This is a genomic window from Actinomyces respiraculi, from assembly GCF_014595995.2.
GTDB classification, from domain to species: domain Bacteria; phylum Actinomycetota; class Actinomycetes; order Actinomycetales; family Actinomycetaceae; genus Actinomyces; species Actinomyces respiraculi.
The window spans coordinates 1,233,312-1,255,207 of the sequence record NZ_CP063989.1; the positions used below are offsets into that span (position 1 = coordinate 1,233,312).

General features: G+C 71.1%; 20 protein-coding genes and 1 riboswitch. Of the genes, 17 read left to right on the top strand and 3 right to left on the bottom strand.

All coding sequences use genetic code 11. From position 1 onward, the window contains the following. Positions 1 to 11 precede the first annotated feature (11 nt). Together ID810_RS05110 and ID810_RS05115 are read right to left on the bottom strand one after the other, a co-directional pair. On the bottom strand, positions 12 to 1,598 hold the full coding sequence (locus ID810_RS05110) for a xylulokinase (RefSeq protein ID WP_166857766.1): 1,587 nt from the start codon (positions 1,596 to 1,598) through the stop codon (positions 12 to 14). A 160-nt stretch (positions 1,599 to 1,758) separates the two neighbouring features. Further along, positions 1,759 to 2,769: a LacI family DNA-binding transcriptional regulator gene (locus ID810_RS05115; protein ID WP_166857768.1), complete on the bottom strand. Its 1,011-nt coding sequence runs from the start codon at positions 2,767 to 2,769 to the stop codon at positions 1,759 to 1,761. 176 nt (positions 2,770 to 2,945) lie between these two features. Here ID810_RS05115 and ID810_RS05120 point away from each other — a divergent pair, with 176 nt between their 5' ends. The 7 genes from ID810_RS05120 (at position 2,946) to hisD (ending at position 11,291) form a co-directional block, all read left to right on the top strand. Then, on the top strand, positions 2,946 to 6,008 hold the full coding sequence (locus ID810_RS05120; protein ID WP_166857770.1) for a glycoside hydrolase family 2 TIM barrel-domain containing protein: 3,063 nt from the start codon (positions 2,946 to 2,948) through the stop codon (positions 6,006 to 6,008). 1 nt (position 6,009) lies between these two features. After that, complete coding sequence (locus tag ID810_RS05125) at positions 6,010 to 6,462, top strand: NanQ anomerase/TabA/YiaL family protein (protein ID WP_166857772.1); 453 nt, start codon at positions 6,010 to 6,012, stop codon at positions 6,460 to 6,462. Between the two features lie 27 nt (positions 6,463 to 6,489). Continuing rightward, positions 6,490 to 7,968, top strand: coding sequence for an amino acid permease (locus ID810_RS05130; protein WP_166857774.1), 1,479 nt, complete (start codon positions 6,490 to 6,492; stop codon positions 7,966 to 7,968). Between the two features lie 191 nt (positions 7,969 to 8,159). Continuing rightward, positions 8,160 to 9,110, top strand: a complete 951-nt coding sequence (locus tag ID810_RS05135) for an alpha/beta fold hydrolase (protein ID WP_166857777.1) — start codon at positions 8,160 to 8,162, stop codon at positions 9,108 to 9,110. A gap of 308 nt (positions 9,111 to 9,418) precedes the next feature. Then, positions 9,419 to 9,640: a hypothetical protein gene (locus tag ID810_RS05140; protein WP_166857779.1), complete on the top strand. Its 222-nt coding sequence runs from the start codon at positions 9,419 to 9,421 to the stop codon at positions 9,638 to 9,640. Continuing rightward, positions 9,637 to 9,789, top strand: coding sequence for a hypothetical protein (locus tag ID810_RS05145; RefSeq protein ID WP_166857781.1), 153 nt, complete (start codon positions 9,637 to 9,639; stop codon positions 9,787 to 9,789). Before ID810_RS05140 ends, ID810_RS05145 begins: the two co-directional genes overlap by 4 nt. Positions 9,790 to 9,935: 146 nt before the next feature. Next, positions 9,936 to 11,291, top strand: a complete 1,356-nt coding sequence (gene hisD / locus ID810_RS05150; RefSeq protein ID WP_166857784.1) for a histidinol dehydrogenase — start codon at positions 9,936 to 9,938, stop codon at positions 11,289 to 11,291. Between the two features lie 9 nt (positions 11,292 to 11,300). Here the strand turns inward: hisD and ID810_RS05155 are convergent, their stop codons facing one another. Beyond that, entirely contained in the window at positions 11,301 to 13,595 is a 2,295-nt protein-coding gene (locus ID810_RS05155; protein WP_166857786.1) for a RecQ family ATP-dependent DNA helicase, read from the bottom strand. Between the two features lie 143 nt (positions 13,596 to 13,738). Next, positions 13,739 to 13,834, top strand: a riboswitch (SAM riboswitch). Positions 13,835 to 13,846: 12 nt separating this feature from the next. Here ID810_RS05155 and ID810_RS05160 point away from each other — a divergent pair. The 10 genes from ID810_RS05160 to rplT all read left to right on the top strand — a co-directional run bounded on the left by ID810_RS05160 (position 13,847) and on the right by rplT (position 21,838). Then, complete coding sequence (locus ID810_RS05160) at positions 13,847 to 15,043, top strand: cobalamin-independent methionine synthase II family protein (protein WP_166857788.1); 1,197 nt, start codon at positions 13,847 to 13,849, stop codon at positions 15,041 to 15,043. Positions 15,044 to 15,112: 69 nt separating this feature from the next. After that, entirely contained in the window at positions 15,113 to 16,234 is a 1,122-nt protein-coding gene (locus ID810_RS05165; protein ID WP_166857790.1) for a histidinol-phosphate transaminase, read from the top strand. Positions 16,235 to 16,285: 51 nt separating this feature from the next. After that, entirely contained in the window at positions 16,286 to 16,885 is a 600-nt protein-coding gene (gene hisB / locus ID810_RS05170; RefSeq protein WP_166857792.1) for an imidazoleglycerol-phosphate dehydratase HisB, read from the top strand. Further along, positions 16,882 to 17,757, top strand: coding sequence for a hypothetical protein (locus tag ID810_RS05175; RefSeq protein ID WP_243856687.1), 876 nt, complete (start codon positions 16,882 to 16,884; stop codon positions 17,755 to 17,757). Before hisB ends, ID810_RS05175 begins: the two co-directional genes overlap by 4 nt. Before the next feature lie 138 nt (positions 17,758 to 17,895). After that, positions 17,896 to 18,573 carry an imidazole glycerol phosphate synthase subunit HisH gene (hisH, locus tag ID810_RS05180; protein ID WP_166857794.1) on the top strand — a complete coding sequence of 226 codons (678 nt, stop codon included), beginning with the start codon at positions 17,896 to 17,898 and terminating at the stop codon, positions 18,571 to 18,573. Between the two features lie 32 nt (positions 18,574 to 18,605). Next, a complete protein-coding gene (priA, locus tag ID810_RS05185) occupies positions 18,606 to 19,349 on the top strand; it encodes a bifunctional 1-(5-phosphoribosyl)-5-((5-phosphoribosylamino)methylideneamino)imidazole-4-carboxamide isomerase/phosphoribosylanthranilate isomerase PriA (RefSeq protein WP_166857796.1) in 744 nt (247 codons plus the stop codon). Continuing rightward, positions 19,346 to 20,188 (top strand): SseB family protein, encoded by an 843-nt coding sequence (locus ID810_RS05190; RefSeq protein ID WP_188232623.1) that lies wholly within the window; start codon positions 19,346 to 19,348, stop codon positions 20,186 to 20,188. The genes priA and ID810_RS05190 overlap by 4 nt, the downstream gene beginning before the upstream one ends. Positions 20,189 to 20,522: 334 nt before the next feature. Beyond that, positions 20,523 to 21,143 (top strand): translation initiation factor IF-3, encoded by a 621-nt coding sequence (gene infC / locus ID810_RS05195; RefSeq protein ID WP_425321783.1) that lies wholly within the window; start codon positions 20,523 to 20,525, stop codon positions 21,141 to 21,143. Between the two features lie 89 nt (positions 21,144 to 21,232). Next, complete coding sequence (gene rpmI / locus ID810_RS05200; protein WP_166857798.1) at positions 21,233 to 21,427, top strand: 50S ribosomal protein L35; 195 nt, start codon at positions 21,233 to 21,235, stop codon at positions 21,425 to 21,427. Between the two features lie 30 nt (positions 21,428 to 21,457). Beyond that, positions 21,458 to 21,838 carry a 50S ribosomal protein L20 gene (gene rplT / locus ID810_RS05205; protein ID WP_166857800.1) on the top strand — a complete coding sequence of 127 codons (381 nt, stop codon included), beginning with the start codon at positions 21,458 to 21,460 and terminating at the stop codon, positions 21,836 to 21,838. The last annotated feature ends 58 nt before the right edge of the window (positions 21,839 to 21,896 follow it).

Sequence of the window (21,896 nt, forward strand, 5' to 3'; positions counted from 1 at the left end):
AGGGCGCGGCCTCAGCACACCTCGACGGCCGTCCTCTGCAGCGGCAGGCCGCCAACGAAACGGTCGAGGTAGCGGGCGTACTCGGCGACCTCCTCGGGCGTGGCCTCGATGGTGACCTCCTGGGCGCCCGCGAAGACAGCCTCGTCCAGGTAGTCCTCCAGACTGCGCCCCTGGGACCACAGGCGGTAGCCGGCGAGCAGCGCCATGCCCCAGGCGCCGCCCTCGGAAGCCGTGGCGGCCACGGACACGGGGGTATCGAAGGCCGCGGCGAGGGTGCGCTGGGGGATCCCGGGGGTGGTGAAGATGCCGCCGTGCGCGTGCATGGAGTCGATGCGCACGTTGGTGGCGCCGCGCAGGATGCGCACGCCGTGCGCCATCGCCGCGAAGAGGGCGAACAGGTGCGAGCGCATGAGGCCGGCGAGGCTGAAGCGGGCCTCCGGGCGGCGCACGGTGAGCGGACGTCCCTCGCTGAGCCCGACGAGCGCGTCACCGGAGAGGAAGTTGTAGCTCATGACACCGGCCTCATCCATCGAGCCCTCGGCTGCGGCGCCGAGCAGGATGTCGAAGAGCGCCCCGCGCTCAACCGGGGCCCCGATGACCTGGGCGAACTGGGAGAAGACCTCCACCCAGGCGTTGAGGTCCGAGGTGCAGGTGTTGGCGTGGGCCATGGCGACGGGGGCGCCCGAGGGCGTGGCGACGAGGTCGATCTCCTCGATGAGGGTGCGCAGGGGCTCCTCGAGGACGATCATCGCGAAGGCGCTGGTGCCGGCTGAGACGTTGCCGGTGCGCGGTCGTACGGCGTTGGTGGCGACCATGCCGGTGCCGGCGTCGCCCTCCGGCGGGCACAGCGGGACGCCGGGGTGCAGGACGCCGGTGGGGTCGAGCAGGGCGGCGCCCTCAGCGGTGAGGGTGCCGGCCTCCTGCCCGGCGAGGGCGACGTCGGGCAGAACGTCTCTCAGGGACCACGTGACGGCGGGCTCGGCGGCGATGAGGTCGTCGAAGGCCTCAAGCATGGTGGTGTCGAAGGAGCGGTTGTCGGGGCCGATGGGGAAGACGCCGGAGGCCTCGCCGACGCCCAGGACGTGGCGGCCGGTCAACCGCCAGTGGACGTAGCCGGCGAGCGTGGTGACGCGGTCGATGGAGGGCACGTGGGCCTCGTGGCCGGTGACGGCGTGGTGGAGGTGGGAGACGGTCCAGCGCTGGGGGATGTTGAGCCCGAAGCGCTGGGAGAGCGTGCGCGAGGAGCTGGCGGTCATGGTGTTGCGCCACGTGCGGAAGCGGGTGAGGAGGTTGCCATCGGCGTCGAGGGGGATGTAGCCGTGCATCATCGCGGAGACGCCGATGGCTCCGGTACTCGTGAGCTCGACGCCGTGGCGGGCGCGCAGGTCGGTGGCGAGGGCGGCGTAGGCGCCCTGGAGGCCGGCGACGATCTCCTCAAGGGAGTAAGTCCAGATGCCCTCGACGAGGGAGTTCTCCCAGTCGTGGCCGCCGGTGGCCAGGACGGTGCCGGAGGGGTTGGTCAGGACGGCCTTGATGCGGGTCGAGCCGAGCTCGATGCCGAGGGCGGTGCGGGTCAGGTCGAGGGTGGGGGTGCTCATCCGTGGGTGCTCCGTGGGTGGTCGTGCTGCTCGGCCGCGGGTGGTCGGGGCCGACGGCGATCGGCGCCGGGCGGCATCGTCCGGGCCTGGTCTCGGGGCCGAGTGTAGTGAGACAGAGCATGAAATGTGAACGTTCACCCCGGGGTGGTCCACGCTGCGCTCAGACCGTCTCGCGGTCCTTGAGCTCGGTGGGCAGGATGATCGTGCGGGCGGGAGCGCCCTCGACCATGTCCTGCGCGAGCCGGCACGCGGCCTCGCCCTGCGCGTGCATGGGTTGGGCGATTGTGGTGAGCGCGGGGGAGCGGTCCATCGCCGTCGGGTGGTCGTCGTAGCCGATGACCGACACGTGAGCGGGCACGTTCCGCCCGGCTCGGCGCAGCACCTCAATGGCGCCCCTGGCGATACGGTCCGACCCGGCGAGGACTGCGTCCAGGTCCAGGCCGGCATCGAGGATGCTGCGCATCGCGTCCGCACCCGCCCGTTCCGACCAGTCGCCCCACCGGATGCGCTCGTCGCTCAGGCAGTCGAAGACCTCCTGGTATCCCTTGAGGCGGTCAGTGGCTGCGGGTTGGTCCTGCTTGCCGAGGATTGCGACGGGGTTTGTGCGGCCGGCCGCCTGGACGCGCTCGGCCGCCTGGACGGCGCCGAGGCGGTCGTCGGAGTACACGAAGGAGAAGGGGGAATCCTTCTCAAGGCCTTCGTCCTGGCCGCACACGACCGTCGGTACGTGCTCGGAGGCCAGCGAGTCGAGCAGGCCCTGGTCCGACCAGGGTGACAGGTGGATGACCGCGTCTACCGTTTGGTTCGTGATGAGGCGATAGGCCTTGCCCTGCTCCTGCGGCGTCGCCGTCGGCAGGAGGATGGGAACGACTCTCGTGTCGCTCAGGGCGTCGGTGATGCCCTGGACGATGCGCGCAAAGGTCGGGTCCGCGAAGAAGACGTCGAGCGGCTCGGAGATGATGACGGCGAAGGCGTCCGATCGGCCGGTGGCCAGGGACCTCGCCCGGCTGGAGGCTGTGTAGCCGAGCTCCTCAACCGCCTCCCGTACGCGCTGGGCCGTCGGCTTGGCAACGGGATAGTCGCCCGCGAGGACACGCGAGACGGTCGCCTTCGACACCCCTGCCGCCTTGGCGACGTCGAGGATCGTGGCGCGCTTGGGCACGGTCGTCATCTCCTGTGGATGCTGGGGTTGGTCACGAGGATGGGGCCCATTGTCGCCGGTCTGCGACGTTCGGGCCACGTGAGGCGAAGGACGCATTGACAACCGGTTTCTGTCGGGTTCATCATGTGTCGTGCAGCATAGAGAGCGGTTTCTATGCGTCGAGTCGCCGCCGAACAGGACCATCCATGACCAGCCAGCACCCCTGGGAGAACCAGGCCGACCTCTCATGGGGCCGCCTGCCCGCCCACGCCCACGTCATCCCCTACCCAAGCCACGCCGAGGCCCTTGAGGCGGCCGCAGTCCCCGGCCTCGGCATCGGCCGTCACCGCACCAGCGGCTACCTCGACCTCACCGGAGCGTGGCACTTCCGCCTCTACAGCGCCCGCCAGCGAGTGCCCCAGGACCTCACCCGCCGTCTGGGCGCCGGCCTCGACACCGTCACCGTCCCCCACATGTGGCAGTTCGACGGCTACGGCAGGCTCCAGTACACCGACGAGGGATACCCCTTCCCCGTCGACCCGCCCTATGTCCCCACCGGGAACCCCACGGGCCTCTACCAGCGCACCATCCACCTCGACTCCGTGGACGATGCACGAGTGCGCGTCCTGCGCTTCGAGGGCGTCGAGTCCTACTTCGAGGTCTACGTCAACGGCGTGTACCAGGGCTTCTCCAAGGGATCGCGACTGACCGCCGAGTTCGATGTCACCGACGCCCTCGTCCCCGGGGACAACCTCCTCGTCGTCATCGTCTGCCAGTACAGCGACGCCACCTACATCGAGGACCAGGACATGTGGTGGGCCTGCGGCATCTTCCGCGACGTCGCCCTGCTCGATCGTCCCGCCACGCACCTACGCGACTTCCATCTCACCACGCACATGCGCCCCGACCGGAGCACCGCCGACCTCGCCGTCGACGTCGAACTCAGTACGCCGGTCCCCGGCACCGCCGTTCGCTGCGAGGTCCTCGACCCCGTCGACGGCACCGTCCTCCTGGCGCGCACCCTCGGCACACAGGACGGCCGAGCGCGCCTCGACGAGGCCCTGACCGGCATTACCTGGTGGAACCCCGAAGCCCCCCGCCTCTACGCGCTCGTCCTGTCCGTCATCGACGCCGACGACTCCGTCACCGAGGCGATCGCCCACCCGCTGGGCTTCCGAGACGTGCGCATTGAGAACGGCCGACTCCTCCTCAACCGCCGCTACCTCAAGATGCACGGCGTCAACCGCCACGACCACGACCCCGACCGCGGACGCGCCATCTCGATCGACCTCGTGCGCCGCGATCTGGAGCTCATGAAGGCGCACAACATCAACGCCGTGCGCACCTCGCACTACCCCAACGACCCCCGCTTCTACGCCATGTGCGACGAGATCGGCCTCATGGTCATGGCTGAGACCGACCTCGAGAGCCACGGGTTCGAGAACGTCGGCGACCTCTCGCGCCTGACCGACGACCCCGTCTGGCAGGACGCCTACGTCGAGCGCATCGAGCGCCACGTCCTGGCCCAGCGCAACCACGCGAGCATCGTCATGTGGTCCCTCGGCAACGAGTCCGGCTACGGCTGCAACATCGCCGCGATGTACGAGCGCTGCAAGCAGCTCGACCCGACCCGCCCCGTGCACTACGAGGAGGACCGCAACGCCGACGTCGTCGACGTCATCTCGACCATGTACTCCCGCGTCTCCCAGATGAACGACTTCGGCGAGTACCCCCACCCCAAGCCCCGCATCCTGTGCGAGTACGGCCACGCCATGGGCAACGGCCCCGGTGGCCTGAGTGAGTACCAGGAGGTTGTCGACCGCTGGGACCACATCCAGGGCCACTTCATCTGGGAGTGGATCGACCACGGGGTGCGCGTCGACGTCGATGGCAGGCAGTCCTACCGTTACGGCGGCGACTTCGGCGACGTGCCCAACAACGCCAACTTCTGCATCGACGGCCTCGTCTTCCCATGGCGCGAGCCCAGCCCCGGACTCACCGAGTACGGCTTCGTCATCGCACCCCTGCGCTTCGCCCTCGACGGCGACGCCCTGACGGTCACCTCACGGTACTGGTTCGAGCCGGTGCACGACACCGACATCCTCGTCCAGGCAAGTGCCGACGGCGTCGTCGTCGCCGAGCACACGATCACCTGCCCCGCCCTCGAGCCGGGGCAGAGCACGACTCTGGCCGTCAACGACCTCATCTCCCGCGCCCGCACCGCGGCCTGCGAGCAGGTTGGCGGGCGCAGCGTCCCGGTCCACCTCACCGCCCGCGCTCTGCGCACGCGCGCCGGCGTCGGCACTGAGGTGGGTCACGTCCTCGCCCAGTCGCAGTTCCTTGTCGAGGAAGTTGCCTCTCCCGCCGCCGTACTCGGCGCGCCCGGCGAGCACGCCCCGCTGCGCGCCGAGGACGTGGGGAGCGAGTTGCGCATCACCACCACGGCCGCAGAGGTCATCTTCGACCTCGTCGACGGCTCGCTCACCGGGCTCGTCGTCGACGGTGACAACCTCGTCGAGAGCCCGCCCAGGCTGGCCTTCTGGCACGCCCTCATCGACAACCACGCACAGGAGTCCACGGACCTGTGGGAGCCCCGCTTCCTCCACCTCCTCCAGGAGTCCACCCGCAGTGTCGAGTGGAGGCAGGAGGCCGACCACGTGTGCGTCGACGTCCGCTCCACCATCGCTCCGCCCGCCCTCGGGTTCGGCATGCGCTGCCGCTACCTGTGGCAGGTGCGTCCCAACGGGCGCATCGCGCTGACCGTCTCCGGTGAGCCCTACGGCGACTACGACGACATCATCCCCAGGATCGGTCTGCGCATGGCCGTCCCCGACCGGATCCACCGGGTCACCTACCGCGGCCTCGGGCCCGGTGAGAACTACCCCGACTCCCGCAGGGCCGCCCTCTACGGGGTGTGGACGACGACGCCCGCCGACATGGTCACGCCCTACGTCGTCCCGCAGGACATGGGCTGCCGCACCGGCGTGCGCACCCTCGAGCTGACGGATGAGCAGGGGATGGGCCTCGGCGTCATCGCCGGCGACACCGACCTGTGCGCAAGGGTCCTGCCCTACTCCGACGCCCAGCTCGACCGCGCCCGCCATCTCGACGAGCTCACCCCCGAGCCCACCACCGAGGTCAACCTCGACTTCGAGCTCCTCGGACTCGGCTCCAACTCCTGGGGCTCCGAGGTACTCGACAGCTACCGCGTGCGCTGGCGGGCCTTCGAGCACCACCTCACCTTCTGCGCCGTCACGAGGGGGCACTGACATGAGGGTCTTCACCGACCTCGGGCAGGTGCGCACCCTCCTGGCCGGCACCAAGAAGTGGGACCGGGCCCTCCAGGCCATTGAGGCCGCCACCCGCGCCCCGACGGGGATCGCGTTCTCCGTCGGCGACTCCCTCACCTGGCGCCGCATCGACGCCGGCGAGCGCGAGACGGACCTCGTCCTGCGCCGCCGCTACCAGCGGGTCGTCCACTGCCTCGCCGGCAGCGTCTCCATCGACGTCAGCCGCTGCACGAGGCCCGTCGGCCCGTACAGCGACCTCAACGACCGGCAGGCGGTCAGCGCCGTCGAGGGCACGCGGACAACGTGCGTCATCACGGCCGGGCAGACGGTGCGCGTCGACATCGACGAGGCCACCCGCCTCGTTCCCTCCGACGACTTCGACGGAGTGCTGCTCCACCTCACGGTCGAGGGCCGCAGCCTGCCCAACAAGTAACCCCAACCCGACACCTAGGACGTCACCATGGCAACCTCAACTCGCGCGAGGGTCGGAACCTACGCGCTCCTGACGATGACGGTCGCGGCCGTCTTCAACTTCCGCAACGTCATCAACAACTCCGTGTCGATCGGCCTGGCGTCGGCGCCGTCGTTCTTCTTCGCGACGCTGCTGTACTTCCTGCCCTACACGCTCATCATCGCGGAGTTCGTCGTCCTCAACAAGGACTCCGAGTCCGGCGACTACCGCTGGATCAAGACCTCCCTCGGAGGCCGCTGGGCCTTCCTCGGGGCCTTCTCCTACTGGTTCGTCAACCTCTTCTACTTCGCCTCGCTCCTGCCCATCATCCTCGTGTACGCCTCCTACGCCTTCTGGGGCCAGGAGAGGGTCTTCTCCCAGACGGCCATCACGATCATCTCCATCGCCGTCTTCGCCGTCGCCACCTGGGTCTCCACCAAGGGTGCCACCTGGATCGGCAAGGTCACGAACGTCGGTGCGACCCTCATGATGGCCATGTCTTTCGCCTTCGTCATCCTCACCGGCGGCGCGCTGCTCGGCGGCCTCGAGCCGGCGACCCCCATTACCGTCGGAGCCATGGCGCCCGACACAAGCACCTTCGCCACGACGTGGGCCTTCCTGGGGACCCTCGCCTGGATCATCCAGGGCGTGGGCGGCGCCGAGTCCGTCGGCGTCTACATCAACGACCTGCGCGGCGGCGTCAAGGCCTTCATCCGCACCATCATCTTCGCCGGCCTCATGATCGGCCTCCTCTACGCCGTCGCCTCCCTGCTCATGACCGTGTTCGTCCCCGCAGGCGAGCTCACCTACTCCGACGGCATCTTCCAGACCATGGGCGGACTGGGCGCCCACCTAGGCCTGGGCAGCGGGCTCGTCAACCGCGTCGTCGGCCTCGTCATGCTGGCCGCCACGCTCGGCTCCCTGCTCATGTGGACGGCCACCCCCGTCAAGATCTTCTTCTCCGAGATCCCCGGAGGCATCTTCGGCAAGAGGCTCGTCGAACTCAATGAGAACGGCGTGCCGTGGCGTGCCGCGTGGCTGCAGTTCCTCATCGTCGTGCCGATCCTCATCATCCCGGCCCTCGGCTCCGACTCCATCGACGGCCTGCTCCAGATCGTCATCAACATGACCGCGGCGACGGCGCTCATCCCGCCCCTGTTCATCTACCTGGCCTACTTCTTCTTCCGCAAGAACTACGACGCGGTGCCCCGCGACTTCCGTGTCGGTTCGCGCTCCTTCGGCATGGGCATGGCGGCCTTCATGATGGTGGTCTTCTCCTTCGTGTTCGTCACCGGCACACTGCCCTACGGCCAGGAGGCCTGGCTCACGCTCGTCTACAACATCGGTGGCGTCGTCATCTTCATCGGCGGCGCGTACATCGTCTACGCCCGCTACATCCGTCGCTTGCGGGCCCGGGACCCGCAGGGCGCAGCCGCCGAGCTGACGGCGACGGCGGCCGCACTCGTCGAGGCTGACGACCAGGACTGAGCCCGTCGCGCCTGTAAGCCCCCTCGTCGGGGCCCGTCCCTCACGGTCGGCGGGCCCCGACGACGCCGCCCGACGGTCTTTGCGACGGTAAGCGGCTCGACGTGAGTGCGTCCCGTCCCGAACGGCCGCCCGTGCCGCCCGGTTCCCGATAGCCTGGCGCCCCCGCCCCCACCTGACAGAGAGGTCAGCACATGGCTCTGTACGAGGTCCCCTTCGCCTCCGCCAACGGCCGCGACGAGATCAAGGCCTGGATCTACACCCCCGCCACCATCCGCCCGCGCGGCATCGTCCAGCTCGTCCATGGGCTCGGCGAGCACTCGCGCCGCTACCTCCACCTCATCGCCACGCTCCTCGAGCACGGCTACGTCGTCGCCGCCGACGACCACGCAGGCCACGGCGCGACCGCCATGGCGTCGGGCATCTGGCAGGACGCCGGCGAGCACGGTGACAAGGTGGTCGTCGAGGACGAGCGGCGCCTGCGCGAGATCGTCACCGAGCGCTTCCCCGACCTGCCCTACATCCTCTTCGGCCACTCCTGGGGATCCATGATCGCCCGGGCCCTGAGCGCCACCCATCCCGAGGGCCTCGCGGGCGCCATCTACTGTGGCCCCGTCGCCCACATGCGTGGCCTCGAGGACCCTGCCGTGGAGCAGGCCCTCGACACCGCCATCGCCGAGCGCGGCGGGGAGGCCCTCGACACCGACGGCCTGTCCGCCCTCATGTTCGTCGGCGTCAACGAGCGCTACGGCGACGGCGTGCCCCCGACCGCCTGGGTCGCCCTGGACGAGGGCGTAGTCGCCGACCACGCGATCGACCCGTACAACAACTTCGGGGCGCCCATGACGCTGCGCTTCGCCAAGTCCTTCTGCACCCTGTACCGCCGCTGCAACGGCACCGCGTGGGCCGAGTCGATGCCCACCGACCTGCCGGTGCTCATCCTCGCCGGGGACCAGGACCCCGTCGGCAACTACGGCGAAGGTGCCTACGCACTGGCCAACGATCTGTGGGCGGCAGGCCTGCGCGACGTGCGCACGCGCGTGTGGACCGGGGTGCGCCACGAGGTGCACAACGAGCCGACGACGCGCGCCGAGGTCGAGACCGAGGTACTCGCCTTCGTCGGCCGCTTCGCGCGCGAGGGCTGACAGCGTTCCCCCGTTTGGACCGTGTTCCCCCGTTTGGACCACCCCAGACGCGTCCGTAGGTGGTCCGCAATGACGGCTGCTGGTCCAGATCGCAGGACGTGGTCCGAACTCACCCCCCACAGGCCCCTGATGGATCGGTAGCCTGACCCGGTCACTGCCGACAGGCGACGCGTGAACGAAGGAGCCCTCCGTGATGGGCCACACGACCCGGCCGGACCGCCGGCCCCGGCGTCGAGGCCTACCGCCTCATCATCGCGCCCGACGGCGAGTCCCTCCTGCCGCTGACCGGTGAGGGACTGCGGGCCTGGGTGCCCACCTGCCACATCGACGCCTCCCTCGGCTTCATGCGCCTGCCCGAGCCCTCCCGCGACATCGACTCCTACCGGCCCGGCGAGGCCGCCCTAGAATGGGCCGCGGACCCCGACGACGCCGACCTCGCCGCCATCGTCGACCTGGGGCCCAGCAGGAGCACGTGTGGGAGCTGCTGCGCGGCCGCTTCAAGCCCAGCGGGCTGCTACCGGCCTCCATGACGGCGGTCGAGCGCCATTGCGGGGACCTGCCCTTCGATGACGAGGCCTACACCGACGTCGTCGGCAACCGCTACGCCTTCGGCTTCGGTCTGGGCTGGGACGGCGTTATCGACGACGAGCGCACGCACCGCTACCGCGCCGGCAGCTGAGCGTGGGCCGGGCTCGGGTGAGCCGGCAGGGGCCCCGTCCTGAGGGCGGATCAGCCAGTCGGGGAGGACGTGGCCGTCGGCCGGACGCCCGGGTTGTCGGCGGGACGCCCGGGTCATCGGCCGGTACGCCCCGCTACCCTGACGCCATGCTCACTCGCATCGACCTGCGCGACACCGATCTCACCGCCCGCGAGCTCGCCGAGGCCCTGCCCCGCGCCACCCTCGACGTCGCGGCCGCCCTCGAGGCCGTGACCCCCACCATCGAGGACGTGCGCGAGCGTGGCGCTGCGGCCCTGCGCGACGCGGCTGAGCGCTTCGACCACGTGCGCCCCGAGCACCTGCGGGTGCCCGCCGTCGCCATCGCCGAGGCGCTGGGGTCCCTCGATGCGCCGGTGCGCGAGGCCCTGGAGCTGTCTATCGCCCACAACCGTGCCGGCCACCGCGCCCAGCTGCCCACCGAGCGCGTCACCGAGATCGTTCCCGGTGGCACCGTCACCCAGCGGTGGGTCCCCGTGCGCCGCGTGGGGCTGTACGTGCCCGGCGGGCTCGCCGTCTACCCCAGCTCGGTCGTCATGAACGTCGTCGCCGCCCAGGTTGCCGGCGTGGCGCAGGTGGCTCTGGCCTCCCCGCCGCAGAAGGAGCACGGCGGCCTGCCCCACCCGACGATCCTCGCGGCCTGTGCCCTGCTGGGCGTCGACGAGGTCTACGCCGTGGGCGGCGCTCAGGCAGTCGCCATGCTCGCCTACGGCGCCCGCGCCGAGACCGAGACCGACCGGGCCGACATCTCCGCGGCGGGCGGCAGCTCCGACCAGCTGTGCGAGAGCGTCGATGTCGTTACCGGCCCGGGCAACATCTTCGTCGCCGCTGCCAAGCGCGCGGTGCGCGGCGTCGTCGGCATCGACGCCGAGGCCGGGCCCACCGAGATCGCGATCCTCGCCGACGCCACCGCCGACCCCGAACTGGTGGCCGCCGACCTGCTCTCCCAGGCCGAGCACGACCCGAACGCCGGCAGTGTCCTCATCACCGACTCTCCCGCCCTGGCGGAGGCCACCGACGCCGCCCTGGAGCGGCGCACCGCCGCGACCAAGCACGCCGAGCGGGCCAGGACGGCCCTGACCGGCCCGCAGTCCGCCGTCGTGCTCGTGCGCGACCTCGAGCAGGGCCTCGCCGTCACCGACGCCTACGCGGCCGAGCACCTGGAGATCCACACGGCCGACGCCGCGCAGGTGGCCCGCCGTGTCCACAACGCCGGCGCGATCTTCGTCGGCCCCTACTCGCCGGTGCCGCTGGGCGACTACCTCGCCGGCTCCAACCACGTGCTGCCCACCGGTGGCACCGCCCGCTTCGCCGCCGGCCTGAGCGTCATGGCCTACCTCAAGCCCGTCCAGGTCATCGACTACGACGCCGAGGCCCTGGCCTCGCTCACAGGCCCGCTGACGGCCCTGGCCGAGTCCGAGGACCTGCCCGCCCACGGTGAGGCGGCCCGGGCCCGGCAGCGCTAAGAGCCGGCCTCAGCGCTGGGCCAGGACGAAGGGATGTACGCTGGCCGCACCCGCCTCGCGCAGCAGCGAGGCCGCAACAGTGAGCGTCCAGCCCGAGTCTGTCCAGTCGTCCACAAGTACGACGTGGGCGCCCTGCAGGCTCGCGAGCGCGCTGCGGGACCAGTTCTCCATCGTGAGCGAGCGGGCGACGTCCGCCAGGCGGAAGGCGGAGCCGACGTCGTGGCGCCCCGGCTCGCCGCGCACGGACACGATCCCCAGCGGCGGCGCGGCAAGCGTCCGGGCCACCGCGTTGCCGAGCTGGCGCAGCAGCTGCGGACGGGTGCGCGAGTCGATGAGCACAGCGACGAGCTCGCCCTGCTCTCCCGGCGCACCCGCCTCCTCCGGCTGGGCCAGCGCGCCGAGCCTGACGGCCACCTCGATGGCCGCCTCACGCAGCGCTGCCGGGACACCGCCGTCCTGGCCGCCGTACGCCACAGGCAGTGACCCTCCCGCCGTGCTGCCGACAGTGGCACCGGGGGCGCTGGTGCCGACGGCGGGGCCCGTGGGCTCGGCCGCAGCCGGCTCGACGAGCTCCCTCAGGGCTTGAGACACGCCGAGCCCGTCCAGGCGCCCGACCGCCAGGCCCGCGGAGGCCCGGCGGTCCTCAGGGATGCGCCCGCGCAGCCCCGGTAGGCCCAGGCGCTCCATGCCCGTGGGCCACTGCCTGCGGGGCTCGATGACCACCCCCACGCGCGCCAGCGACGCCCGTGCCGCCTCGACCTCCTGCTCACCGGCCTCGACCTCGAGCGCCAGACCCCCGCACAGGTCGCAGGCCCCGCAGCGCCACCCCTCGGGCATGGACGGATCGTCCAGCGTCGAGCGCAGGAAGGCCATCCGGCAGCCGGGAGCCTCAAGCGCCTCATAGGCGAGCATGAGGTCCTGCTCCGCCAGCCGTGCGGCCTCGACGCGCTGGTAGCGCTCGGCGTCATAGGCCCATGTCGCGCCCGTGGAGACCCAGCCACCGCGCACCCGCAGCACCGCACCGTCCACATCCAACACCTTGAGCATCGACTCCAACCGCGTCCGCCGCAGGCTCGTGATGGTCTCAAGCACCGCGGTGCTCATAGGGCCCTCGCCGTTCTCGCGCGCGGCCTCCAGTGCGGCCAGGACCTCACGGACCTCCTGCTCCGGCGGGAATCCCTGGGCCCCGAACCACTCCCAGATCGAGTGGTCCTCCGCACCCGGCAGGAGCACGACCTCTGCCCGGTCCACGCCACGGCCCGCACGCCCGACCTGCTGGTAGTAGGCGACCGGGGAGGCGGGCGATCCCACATGCACCACGAAGGTGAGGTCCGGCTTGTCAAAGCCCATCCCCAGGGCGGAGGTCGCCACCAGGGCCTTGACCCGGTTGGACTTGAGCTCCTCCTCCAGGCGCTCGCGCTCGGCCGGGTCCGTCTGACCCGTATAGGCAGCCACCTCAAGCCCCGCCTCGCGCAGGCGCTCGCTGACCTGGGCGGCCGCGTCCGGCAGCCTGCGCACCGCCAGGTGCAGGGAGTCGCGCTCAAGCGAGCCGCGCAGCACGAGCACACCCGGCTCACCGGTTGTCACCGGCTCTGCTGGGGCCGCCCCGTGCGCCCCCAGCTGCTCGGCGACGTCGGCCGTCACCCTCGCGTTGGCGGTCGCCGTCGTCGCCAGCACGGGGGTGCGCGCCGGAAGGCCGGACAACAGGGTGCGGATACGCCGGTAGTCGGGGCGGAAGTCGTGCCCCCAGTCCGAGATGCAGTGCGCCTCGTCGATGACGACCAGACCGGCGTCGGCGGCCAGGTGGGGCAGCACCTCGTCACGGAAGACCGGGTTGTTGAGTCTCTCCGGGGACACGAGCAGCACGTCCACCTGCCCGGCGCGCACCTGCTGCTCAATGGCGTCCCACTCGGTGGCATTAGCCGAGTTCATCGTCACCGCATGGATGTCCGCCCGGCGCGCGGCCGTGACCTGGTCACGCATGAGGGCCAGCAGCGGGGAGACAATGACGGTCGCGCCCGCGCCGGTGCGCGAGCCGGGGGAGGGGGTCGGCGAGCCCTCCTGCCATCCCGCCCAGCCCTCGCGCAGCAGCACCGTGGCGACGAAGTAGACGGCCGACTTGCCCCAGCCGGTGCGCTGGACCACGAGCGCACGACGGCGCCCGATGACGAGCGCCTCGATCGCGCTCCACTGGTCCTCGCGCAGACGGGCGTTCTCGCGCCCGACGAGCGCGCGCAGAACGGCCTCGGCGCGCTCGCGGACGGGTGAGGACGGCGAGCCGGTGGCAGCGGTGGCGGTGTCCATACCGAGCACGCTAGCGCCCGCTGAGCGGCACAGGGCGGCGTTGAGTGACGGGGGCCGGGCAGCGAGCGGGACCGATCGTCCCAGACGGTCCACATCACGGACCGGGGTGCGCGGCGGTCAGGACGACCAGTACTCTCACGGCACAACCATCCCGAGCGGCTGAGAGACCTGGCTCCCCGACGCCGCAGCAACCGCCCCGCCCCGACGGCGGACGGTGCTCCCGCCAGGAACGATGGAAGGACGGCACCACCGTGAGCACACACATCCGCACCACCCACGTCGGCTCGCTGCCCCGCACCGACGCCCTGCTGACGGCCAACGCCGAGCACGCGGCCGGCACCCTCGATGCCGCTGGTCTGGCCGCCGTCGTCACCGCTGAGACCGAGGCGGTCGTCGCCCGCCAGGTCGCCACCGGCATCGACGTCGTCAACGACGGCGAGTACGGCCACGCCATGACCGAGAAGGTCGACTACGGCGCCTGGTGGAGCTACAGCTTCACTCGCTTCAGCGGTCTTGAGCTCCTTCAGACCCTGCCCGAGCGCAAGCCCACCCCGCCCGGCAAGCTCGAGCTCGACGCCATGGTGGAGCGGCGCGACTGGGTCGCCTTCGCCGAGGCCTACTCAGACCCGACGTCGGGCATCCACCTGGCGACGCGTCGGCCGTGGGTCTTCCCCGTCGTCACCGGCGAGATCCGTTACACCGGTCATGAGGTCGTCGCCCGTGACATCGCCGCTCTCAGGGCGGCCCTGAAGCGCGCCGACAAGCCACTGTCCGACGGCTTCGTCGCCTCCGTCTCCCCGGCCTCGGCCGCACGCGTCGGCAACTACTACTACGAGGACGACGAGGCCGCCGTGTGGGCCTGGGCTGAGGCCCTGCGTGAGGAGTACCGGGCGATCACCGACGCCGGCCTGACCCTCCAGATCGACGCCCCCGACCTGGCGGAGTCCTGGGACCAGTTCGTCGTCGAGCCCTCCCTGGAGGACTACCGTCGCTTCTCCCAGGTGCGCATCGAGGCCCTCAATCACGCCCTGGAGGGCATCGACCCGGCGCTCGTGCGCTACCACGTGTGCTGGGGCTCCTGGCACGGCCCGCACTCGACCGACATCGGCTTCGACAAGATCGTCGACCTGGCCCTGACGGTCAACGCCAACGGCCTGAGCTTCGAGGCGGCCAACGCGCGCCACGAGCACGAGTGGAAGATCTGGAAGGACACCGAGCTGCCCGAGGGCAAGTACCTCATCCCGGGCGTCGTCGGGCACGCCACGAATGTCTTGGAGCACCCCGAGCTCGTCGCCGGCCGCATCGAGCGCTTCGCCTCGCTCGTCGGCCCCGAGCGGGTGGTTGCCTCCACCGACTGCGGTCTGGGCGGTCGCGTGCACTCCCAGATCGCCTGGGCCAAGCTCGAGGCTCTTGCCGACGGCGCCCGCCTGGCCTCGCAGCGACTGTGAGCCACGGGGGCGTCCACCCCGGCGCGGACGCCCCCGCTCGCGGCACGCCCCTCCTCCTACACTGCGGACGTGAGCAACCTCCCCCTGCGCCCCGGTCTGGCGGGCGACACCCCCTACGGCGCCCCCGAGATGGACGTGCCGGCCCGGCTCAACGTCAACGAGAACCCCTACCCGCCCTCGCCGGCGGTCATTGACGACATCGCTGACGCCGTGCGCGCCGCCGCCACCCGTCTCAACCGCTACCCGGACCGCGAGTTCCCGGCCCTGCGCCAGGCGCTGGCCGACTACCTCGCCGTCGAGTCCGGGGTGCGGGTGCCCTGGCAGCAGATCTGGGCCGCCAACGGGTCCAACGAGGTGATGCTCCACGTCCTGCAGGCCTTCGGCGGCCCCGGCCGTGTGTGCCTGTCCTTCACCCCCACCTACTCGATGTATCCCGAGTACGCGCGCGACACCCTCACCGAGTACGTCACCCTCGCCCGCAGGCAGGACTTCACTCTCGACGTCGAGGCCGTGCGCGCCGCCATCGTCGCCCACCACCCGGCGGTCGTCATCCTCGCCAGTCCCAACAACCCCACGGGCACCGCCCTGCCCCTGGAGGACGTGCGCGCCATCCTCGACGCCGCCCGCGGTGCCGGCCCCTTCGACGAGGACGGCGCCCCCACGGACGCCGTCGTGGTCGTGGATGAGGCCTACGGCGAGTTCCGCCGTCCGGGCGTGCCCAGCGCGCTTGAGCTGCTGGCGGACTATGAGCACCTGGCGGTCAGCCGCACCATGAGCAAGGCCTTCGGTATGGCCGGCCTGCGCCTGGGCTACCTCGCCGCCACCAGGGCGCTCGTCGACGCCCTGCGGGTCGTGCGCCTGCCCTACCACCTGTCCGCCATCAGTCAGGCGGCGGCCCTGGCCGCCCTCGCGCACCGCGAGGAGCTCATGAGCCAGGTCGCTTCCCTGCGCGACGAGCGCGACGCCACCGTCGCCTGGCTGCGCGCGCAGGGGCACATGGCCTTTGAGTCCGACGCCAACTTCGTCCTCTTCGGCCCCTTCGAGGACCGTCAGGCCGTCTTCGAAGGCCTGCTCGAGCGCGGCGTCCTCATCCGCGTTGTCGGTCCTGACGGGTACCTTCGGGTATGCATGGGCACGCCGTCGCAGATGGAGGCCTTCCGCACCGCCCTGACCGCCGTCACCCGCCCCTGAGCCACCCGCGACACCACGAGCCCACGAGACCAGGAGACCAGGAGACACTGCATGTCCCGCACCGCACGAATCGAACGCACGACCAGTGAGTCCAGTGTCGTCGTCGAGATCGACCTCGACGGCATCGGCCGGACGGATATCAACACCACGGTCCCGTTCTACGACCACATGCTCACCGCGCTGGGCAAGCACTCCCTCATCGACCTGACGGTGCGCGCCAAGGGCGACACCGACATCGACGTCCACCACACGGTGGAGGACACGGCCATCTGCATCGGCGATGCCCTGAAGGTGGCGCTGGGGGACAAGCGCGGCATCAGCCGCTTCGGTGACGCCCTGGTCCCGCTCGACGAGGCCCTCGCCCAGGCCGTCGTCGACATCTCCGGGCGCCCCTACCTCGTCCACACCGGCGAGTCCGAGGCCTTCGCCCACCACCTCATCGGCGGCCACTTCACGGGCTCCATGGTCCGCCACGTGCTCGAGGCGATCGCCTACCACGCCGGCATCTGCCTGCACGTGAGTGTCCTGGCCGGGCGCGATCCCCACCACATCGCCGAGGCGGAGTTCAAGGCTCTGGCCCGGGCACTGCGCACGGCCGTGTCGCCGGATCCCCGCGTCGAGGGCGTCCCTTCCACTAAGGGGTCGCTGTGAGCGGGCGCGAGGACATGCCCGGGGAGGTCCCGGGAGAGGACATCGACGCCGAGTTCGCTGCTCTCATGGCTGACGTGGACCTGCCTGAGGAGGCCGACGACGGTGCCGCTTCCAGCTCCGAGGTCGACGACGCGGAGGCCGACGTGCAGGAGACCGAGCCGGGGGACCAGGCTCCCGCGAAGGTCTCCATCGAGGACGTGCCCCACAACACCTACCGCGACCCCGAGGCCTTGCCCGTGCCTGACGTCGGGGTCCCCGACGACATCTCGTCCCTTGAGGGCATGGCCCGGCTCGGACCCGCCGGTGAGGCCGTGCCCGCTCCCGTCACCCAGCCTGAGGGCCTACCGCACGCGATCAAGGTCGCCGTCGTCCTGACCCCGGTGGCCAACGCGCAGGCGTTGGCGGTGCTGTGCGCCGCCAGCGAGCTGGACTGCACGGTTGTGCCCTCGAGCTCGGGCGCTCTGGCCGTGAAGGAGCTTGTCTCCTCCCACGTTGAGTGGGACGTCAGCGAGCTCCTGGCCGGCGCTCAGACCGAGCCGGTCGAGGCTGCCGAGCTGGCCGGGGCGCTCTCGCGCCTGTCGAAGGCGGGCGTCGTGCTGCTGACCGCGGACCTGGCCACGGACGTCGGCATCGAGGCAGGCCTGTCCGGCACCATCACGGCCCGCCACTACGCGGGCGGCACGGCGGGGGAGGAGACAAGCGCAGGTCTTGTGCTCGCCGCTGCGGACCCGGTTGTTGAGGACATCCTTGTGGGCATGACCCGGGCCGAGGACGTGCGTGGCGCGCTGCGTACCAGCGAGGTCAGGCCCGGGCGCACGGCACGCTGGCTCGGCCGTGGTCTGCGCGGGAACAAGGGGCCCGGCGCGCACTGAGCTGCCCGCCATGGCCGTCAGCACCGGCCGACGACGGCGGGCAGCGGGCCGTTGTGAGCGATGTCGATCAGGCTCCCGGCGGCGTGTGGTGCCTGAGACGCCTGCGGTGGCGTGCCCCGTCGCCGCTAGGGTGGGCCCATGAGCCAGCCCACCGTCGTCGTCCTGTCCTATGGCAGCGGGAACGTGCGCTCTGCCGTGCGCGCTCTTGAGCACGTCGGAGCCCAGGTCGAGCTCACCCACGACGCCGCCGCCGTCGAGACCGCAGACGGGCTGCTCGTGCCGGGCGTGGGCGCCTTCGCCTCCGTCATGGATCAGCTGCGCGCCGTCGACGCCCCCCGGCTCATCGACCGCCGTCTCGCTGGAGGCCGCCCCGTCCTGGGTATCTGCGTCGGCATGCAGGTGATGTTCGAGGCCTCCACTGAGTTCGCCACAGAGGCTGCTGCAGGGGCCGCCGACGCCCCGGCCCGTGCCCTCGCGCCCGGCCTCGGCCAGTGGCCCGGAACCGTCTCCCGGCTTAAGGCCGACGTCGTGCCCCACATGGGCTGGACGGAGGTCCGCGCCCCCGAGGGCACGGTCCTGTTCGACGGCATCGACGGCGAGCGCTTCTACTTCGTCCACTCCTACGCCGCCAAGACCAACCCCGCGGACCTGCTCGACGAGGGCCCCACCCGCCTGCCCCTGGCCGCCTGGGCCACACACGGCGAGGACTTCCTCGCCGCCGTCGAGAACGGGGCGCTGAGCGCCACCCAGTTCCACCCGGAGAAGTCCGGTGACGTCGGCGCCGAGCTCCTGCGCAACTGGCTCACCATCCTCTGACCCCCTCACCCGCCCGCTTCCGAGAGGACCCCATGCTCACCCTGCTCCCCGCCGTCGACGTCGCCGATGGCACGGCCGTCCGCCTCCTGAGGGGCGAGGCCGGCTCAGAGACCGACTACGGCAGCCCCATTGACGCCGCCCGCGACTGGGTCGAGGCCGGGGCCGAGTGGATCCACCTCGTTGACCTCGACGCCGCTTTCGGACGCGGTTCCAACGCCGAGCTGCTCGAGCGCATCGTCGGCGAGGTCGGCATCAAGGTCGAGCTCTCCGGCGGTATCCGCGACGACGCCTCCCTCGCTCGCGCTCTGCGAGCGGGTGCCGCCCGCGTCAACCTCGGCACGGCGGCCCTGGAGGACCCCGAGTGGACCGAGAGGGTTATCGCCGAGCACGGGGACACGATCGCCGTCGGCCTGGATGTGCGGGGTACAACCCTGGCCGCCCGCGGGTGGACCCGCGATGGCGGGGACCTGTGGGAGACCCTGGCGCGGCTCGACGCCGCCGGCTGCTCGCGCTACGTCGTCACCGACGTCACCAAGGACGGCACCCTCCAGGGCCCCAACATCACCCTGCTGCGCGAGGTCGCTGCCCGCACGAGCGCCCCCGTCGTCGCCTCCGGCGGCATCGCCCGTCTTGAGGACATCGCGGCCCTGGCCGCCCTCGTCGATGAGGGCATCGACTCCGCCATCGTCGGCAAGGCCCTGTACAACGGCAGTTTCTCGCTCCCGCAGGCGCTGAAGGTGGCGCGCGGCGCGAGTGTGGAGCAGGTGCGCGCATGAGCGGGCTTGGGGCTGCCCCGTCGGCGCAGCCGGGTGACGACGGCGCCCAGGCCGGGCGTGGTGCCGACCCCCAGGTGGCGGCAGCGCTGGCCGCACGGGCCAAGATGGCGCGCCTGCTGGCGGCCCCGACCCCCTTCAGCGACGACGACGGCTCCGCCGACCCGGCCGTCATCGCGGCCCTGGAGGCCACCGGGCTGCCCCGCCACGAGTACCTCGACGCCCTGTGGGCGGCACTGGCCGCCAGCCGGGTCATCGTGCCGGTTGCCGCCCACGCCATCACCGGGGGCCTCAGCGGTCCTGGTCCGGACGCTACCGGGGCGCCCGGACACGAGGTCCACACCGCCGATGCCGCCCAGGACGCCGCGACCCTCGCCGTCGACCTGCCCGACGGGCACATCGCCCTACCTGTCTTCACCAGCGTCGAGGCCATGCGGGCCTGGAGGGACGACGTGCGCCCCGTCCCCGTCCAGCCCGGGCGCGCCGCCCAGGTGGCCGTCCTCGAGACGGACCAGTTGTGGGTTCTGGACCCCGGCACCCGTGACCTGCGCCTGCCGCGCCCGGCCGTCGTGGCGCTGGCCGGCGGCGAGGACTGGGTGCCCTCGTGGCGCAACGAGCCCGTTCAGGCCGAGGTGGCCGCCCAGCTCGGGGCCATCGAGGGGATCACGGGCGTGGCCTTCGCGCCGGGGGAGGGCGCTGAGTTGCGTGTCTTCCTGCGCCTGGACTCCTCCGGCGGCATGTCGGCCGTCGCGGCCGCCCTGGAGGAGTGCCAGATGGTGATGGTCAACCCCGCCTGGGGCGAGCTGATCGATACCCTCGAGCTGTGTCCCGTTCCCGCCTGAGCCTTGCATGTTTCACCGGTGCGGACGTGGGCAGACTCACGTGAGCGCCGACGGCGGTGGCCTGGGAACTGCCTGGACAGCCTGGTAACGTGGCTTATCGACCGACCGGGGCTCGTCCCCGGACCGCAAGCGGAGCAATCCCACCTGGGTCCTCTCATGGGGGCCGGGTCATGCGAGGAGCGATCCTCGCGGTCGCCACGCCATCGGCGTGGGCGCGACCGTACTCCCCAGGAGTACATGAAGGGCCTCCGTGCGCGTCAAGCGGCGGAGGCCTTCTTCGTCGCCGTGGTCACTCGTCTCCCAGAAGTGAGGAACTCCCATCAGCGAGCCCCGTATCAACGAACGGATCCGCGTCCCCGAGGTGCGCCTCGTCGGTCCTAGCGGTGAGCAGGTCGGTGTCGTCCGTGTCGAGGACGCCCTGCGTCTTGCCGAGGAGGCCGACCTCGACCTCGTCGAGGTGGCCCCCGACGCGCGCCCCCCGGTGTGCAAGCTCATGGACTACGGCAAGTTCAAGTACGAGTCGGCCATGAAGGCGCGTGACGCCCGCCGTAACCAGGCGAACACGCAGCTCAAGGAGATTCAGTTCCGCCCCAAGATCGACGACCACGACTACGCCACCAAGATGGGGCACGTCGAGCGTTTCCTTAAGGGCGGGGACAAGGTCAAGTGCATCGTCCGCTTCCGCGGCCGCGAGCAGTCCCGCCCCGAGCTGGGCATCCGCCTGCTCCAGAAGGTCGCCGAGCAGGTCGGTGAGCTCGCCACCATCGAGTCCCACCCCCGTCAGGACGGCCGCCAGATGGTCATGGTCCTCGCCCCGACCCGCAAGAAGGCCGAGCTCAAGTCGGATCAGCGTCGCCGCCGCGAGGAGGCCAGGGCCACCCGCCGAGCCGAGAAGCACGCGGGCAAGGGCGAGGCAGCGGCCCCGTCGGCAACGGCCCCCGCTGAGCAGGCCTGACGCCCACAGCCCACCCCCACCCCACCGGCATCCCGCGTGGGGTCCACAGCCCAGGCGCAAGCCTGACGGCCGACAAGAGGAATCCAAGAATGCCGAAGAACAAGACGCACTCCGGTGCCAAGAAGCGCTTCCGGGTCACCGGCAGCGGCAAGCTCATGCGTGAGCAGGCCAACAAGCGCCACCTGCTCGAGGTCAAGTCCTCGCGCCGCAAGCGCAAGCTGTCGATGGACCAGCCGGTTGACAAGGCCGATCAGCGTCAGGTCAAGAGGTTGCTCGGTCTCTGACCGGCCCCGTCACGTCTAAGGAGTCATCACATGGCACGTGTGAAGCGGGCAGTCAACGCCCACAAGAAGCGTCGTTCCGTCCTCGAGCAGGCCTCCGGCTACCGCGGCCAGCGCTCGCGCCTCTATCGCAAGGCCAAGGAGCAGGTCACCCACTCCGGCGTCTACGCCTTCCGTGACCGTCGCGCGCGCAAGGGCGACTTCCGCCGCCTGTGGATCCAGCGCATCAACGCCGCGGCTCGCGCCGAGGGCCTGACCTACAACCGGTTCATCCAGGGACTCGGCCTCGCCGGTGTCGAGGTGGACCGCCGCATGCTCGCCGAGCTCGCCGTCAACGAGCCCGCCGCCTTCACCGCCCTCGTCGAGGTCGCCAAGAAGGCCCTGCCGACCGACGTCAACGCCCCCAAGGCCTGACGCCGGCACACGCATCGCCACGGCGCCGCCACCCCTCTCGGGTGGCGGCGCCGTCGTC

Bases quoted from the DNA above. Each gene is read 5' to 3' on its own strand.
- ID810_RS05110 (WP_166857766.1), bottom strand. From the start codon at position 1,598: ATGAGCACCCCCACCCTCGACCTGACCCGCACCGCCCTCGGCATCGAG.
- ID810_RS05115 (WP_166857768.1), bottom strand. From the start codon at position 2,769: ATGACGACCGTGCCCAAGCGCGCCACGATCCTCGACGTCGCCAAGGCG.
- ID810_RS05120 (WP_166857770.1), top strand. From the start codon at position 2,946: ATGACCAGCCAGCACCCCTGGGAGAACCAGGCCGACCTCTCATGGGGC.
- ID810_RS05125 (WP_166857772.1), top strand. From the start codon at position 6,010: ATGAGGGTCTTCACCGACCTCGGGCAGGTGCGCACCCTCCTGGCCGGC.
- ID810_RS05130 (WP_166857774.1), top strand. From the start codon at position 6,490: ATGGCAACCTCAACTCGCGCGAGGGTCGGAACCTACGCGCTCCTGACG.
- ID810_RS05135 (WP_166857777.1), top strand. From the start codon at position 8,160: ATGGCTCTGTACGAGGTCCCCTTCGCCTCCGCCAACGGCCGCGACGAG.
- ID810_RS05145 (WP_166857781.1), top strand. From the start codon at position 9,637: ATGACGGCGGTCGAGCGCCATTGCGGGGACCTGCCCTTCGATGACGAG.
- hisD (WP_166857784.1), top strand. From the start codon at position 9,936: ATGCTCACTCGCATCGACCTGCGCGACACCGATCTCACCGCCCGCGAG.
- ID810_RS05155 (WP_166857786.1), bottom strand. From the start codon at position 13,595: ATGGACACCGCCACCGCTGCCACCGGCTCGCCGTCCTCACCCGTCCGC.
- hisB (WP_166857792.1), top strand. From the start codon at position 16,286: ATGTCCCGCACCGCACGAATCGAACGCACGACCAGTGAGTCCAGTGTC.
- hisH (WP_166857794.1), top strand. From the start codon at position 17,896: ATGAGCCAGCCCACCGTCGTCGTCCTGTCCTATGGCAGCGGGAACGTG.
- priA (WP_166857796.1), top strand. From the start codon at position 18,606: ATGCTCACCCTGCTCCCCGCCGTCGACGTCGCCGATGGCACGGCCGTC.
- ID810_RS05190 (WP_188232623.1), top strand. From the start codon at position 19,346: ATGAGCGGGCTTGGGGCTGCCCCGTCGGCGCAGCCGGGTGACGACGGC.
- rpmI (WP_166857798.1), top strand. From the start codon at position 21,233: ATGCCGAAGAACAAGACGCACTCCGGTGCCAAGAAGCGCTTCCGGGTC.
- rplT (WP_166857800.1), top strand. From the start codon at position 21,458: ATGGCACGTGTGAAGCGGGCAGTCAACGCCCACAAGAAGCGTCGTTCC.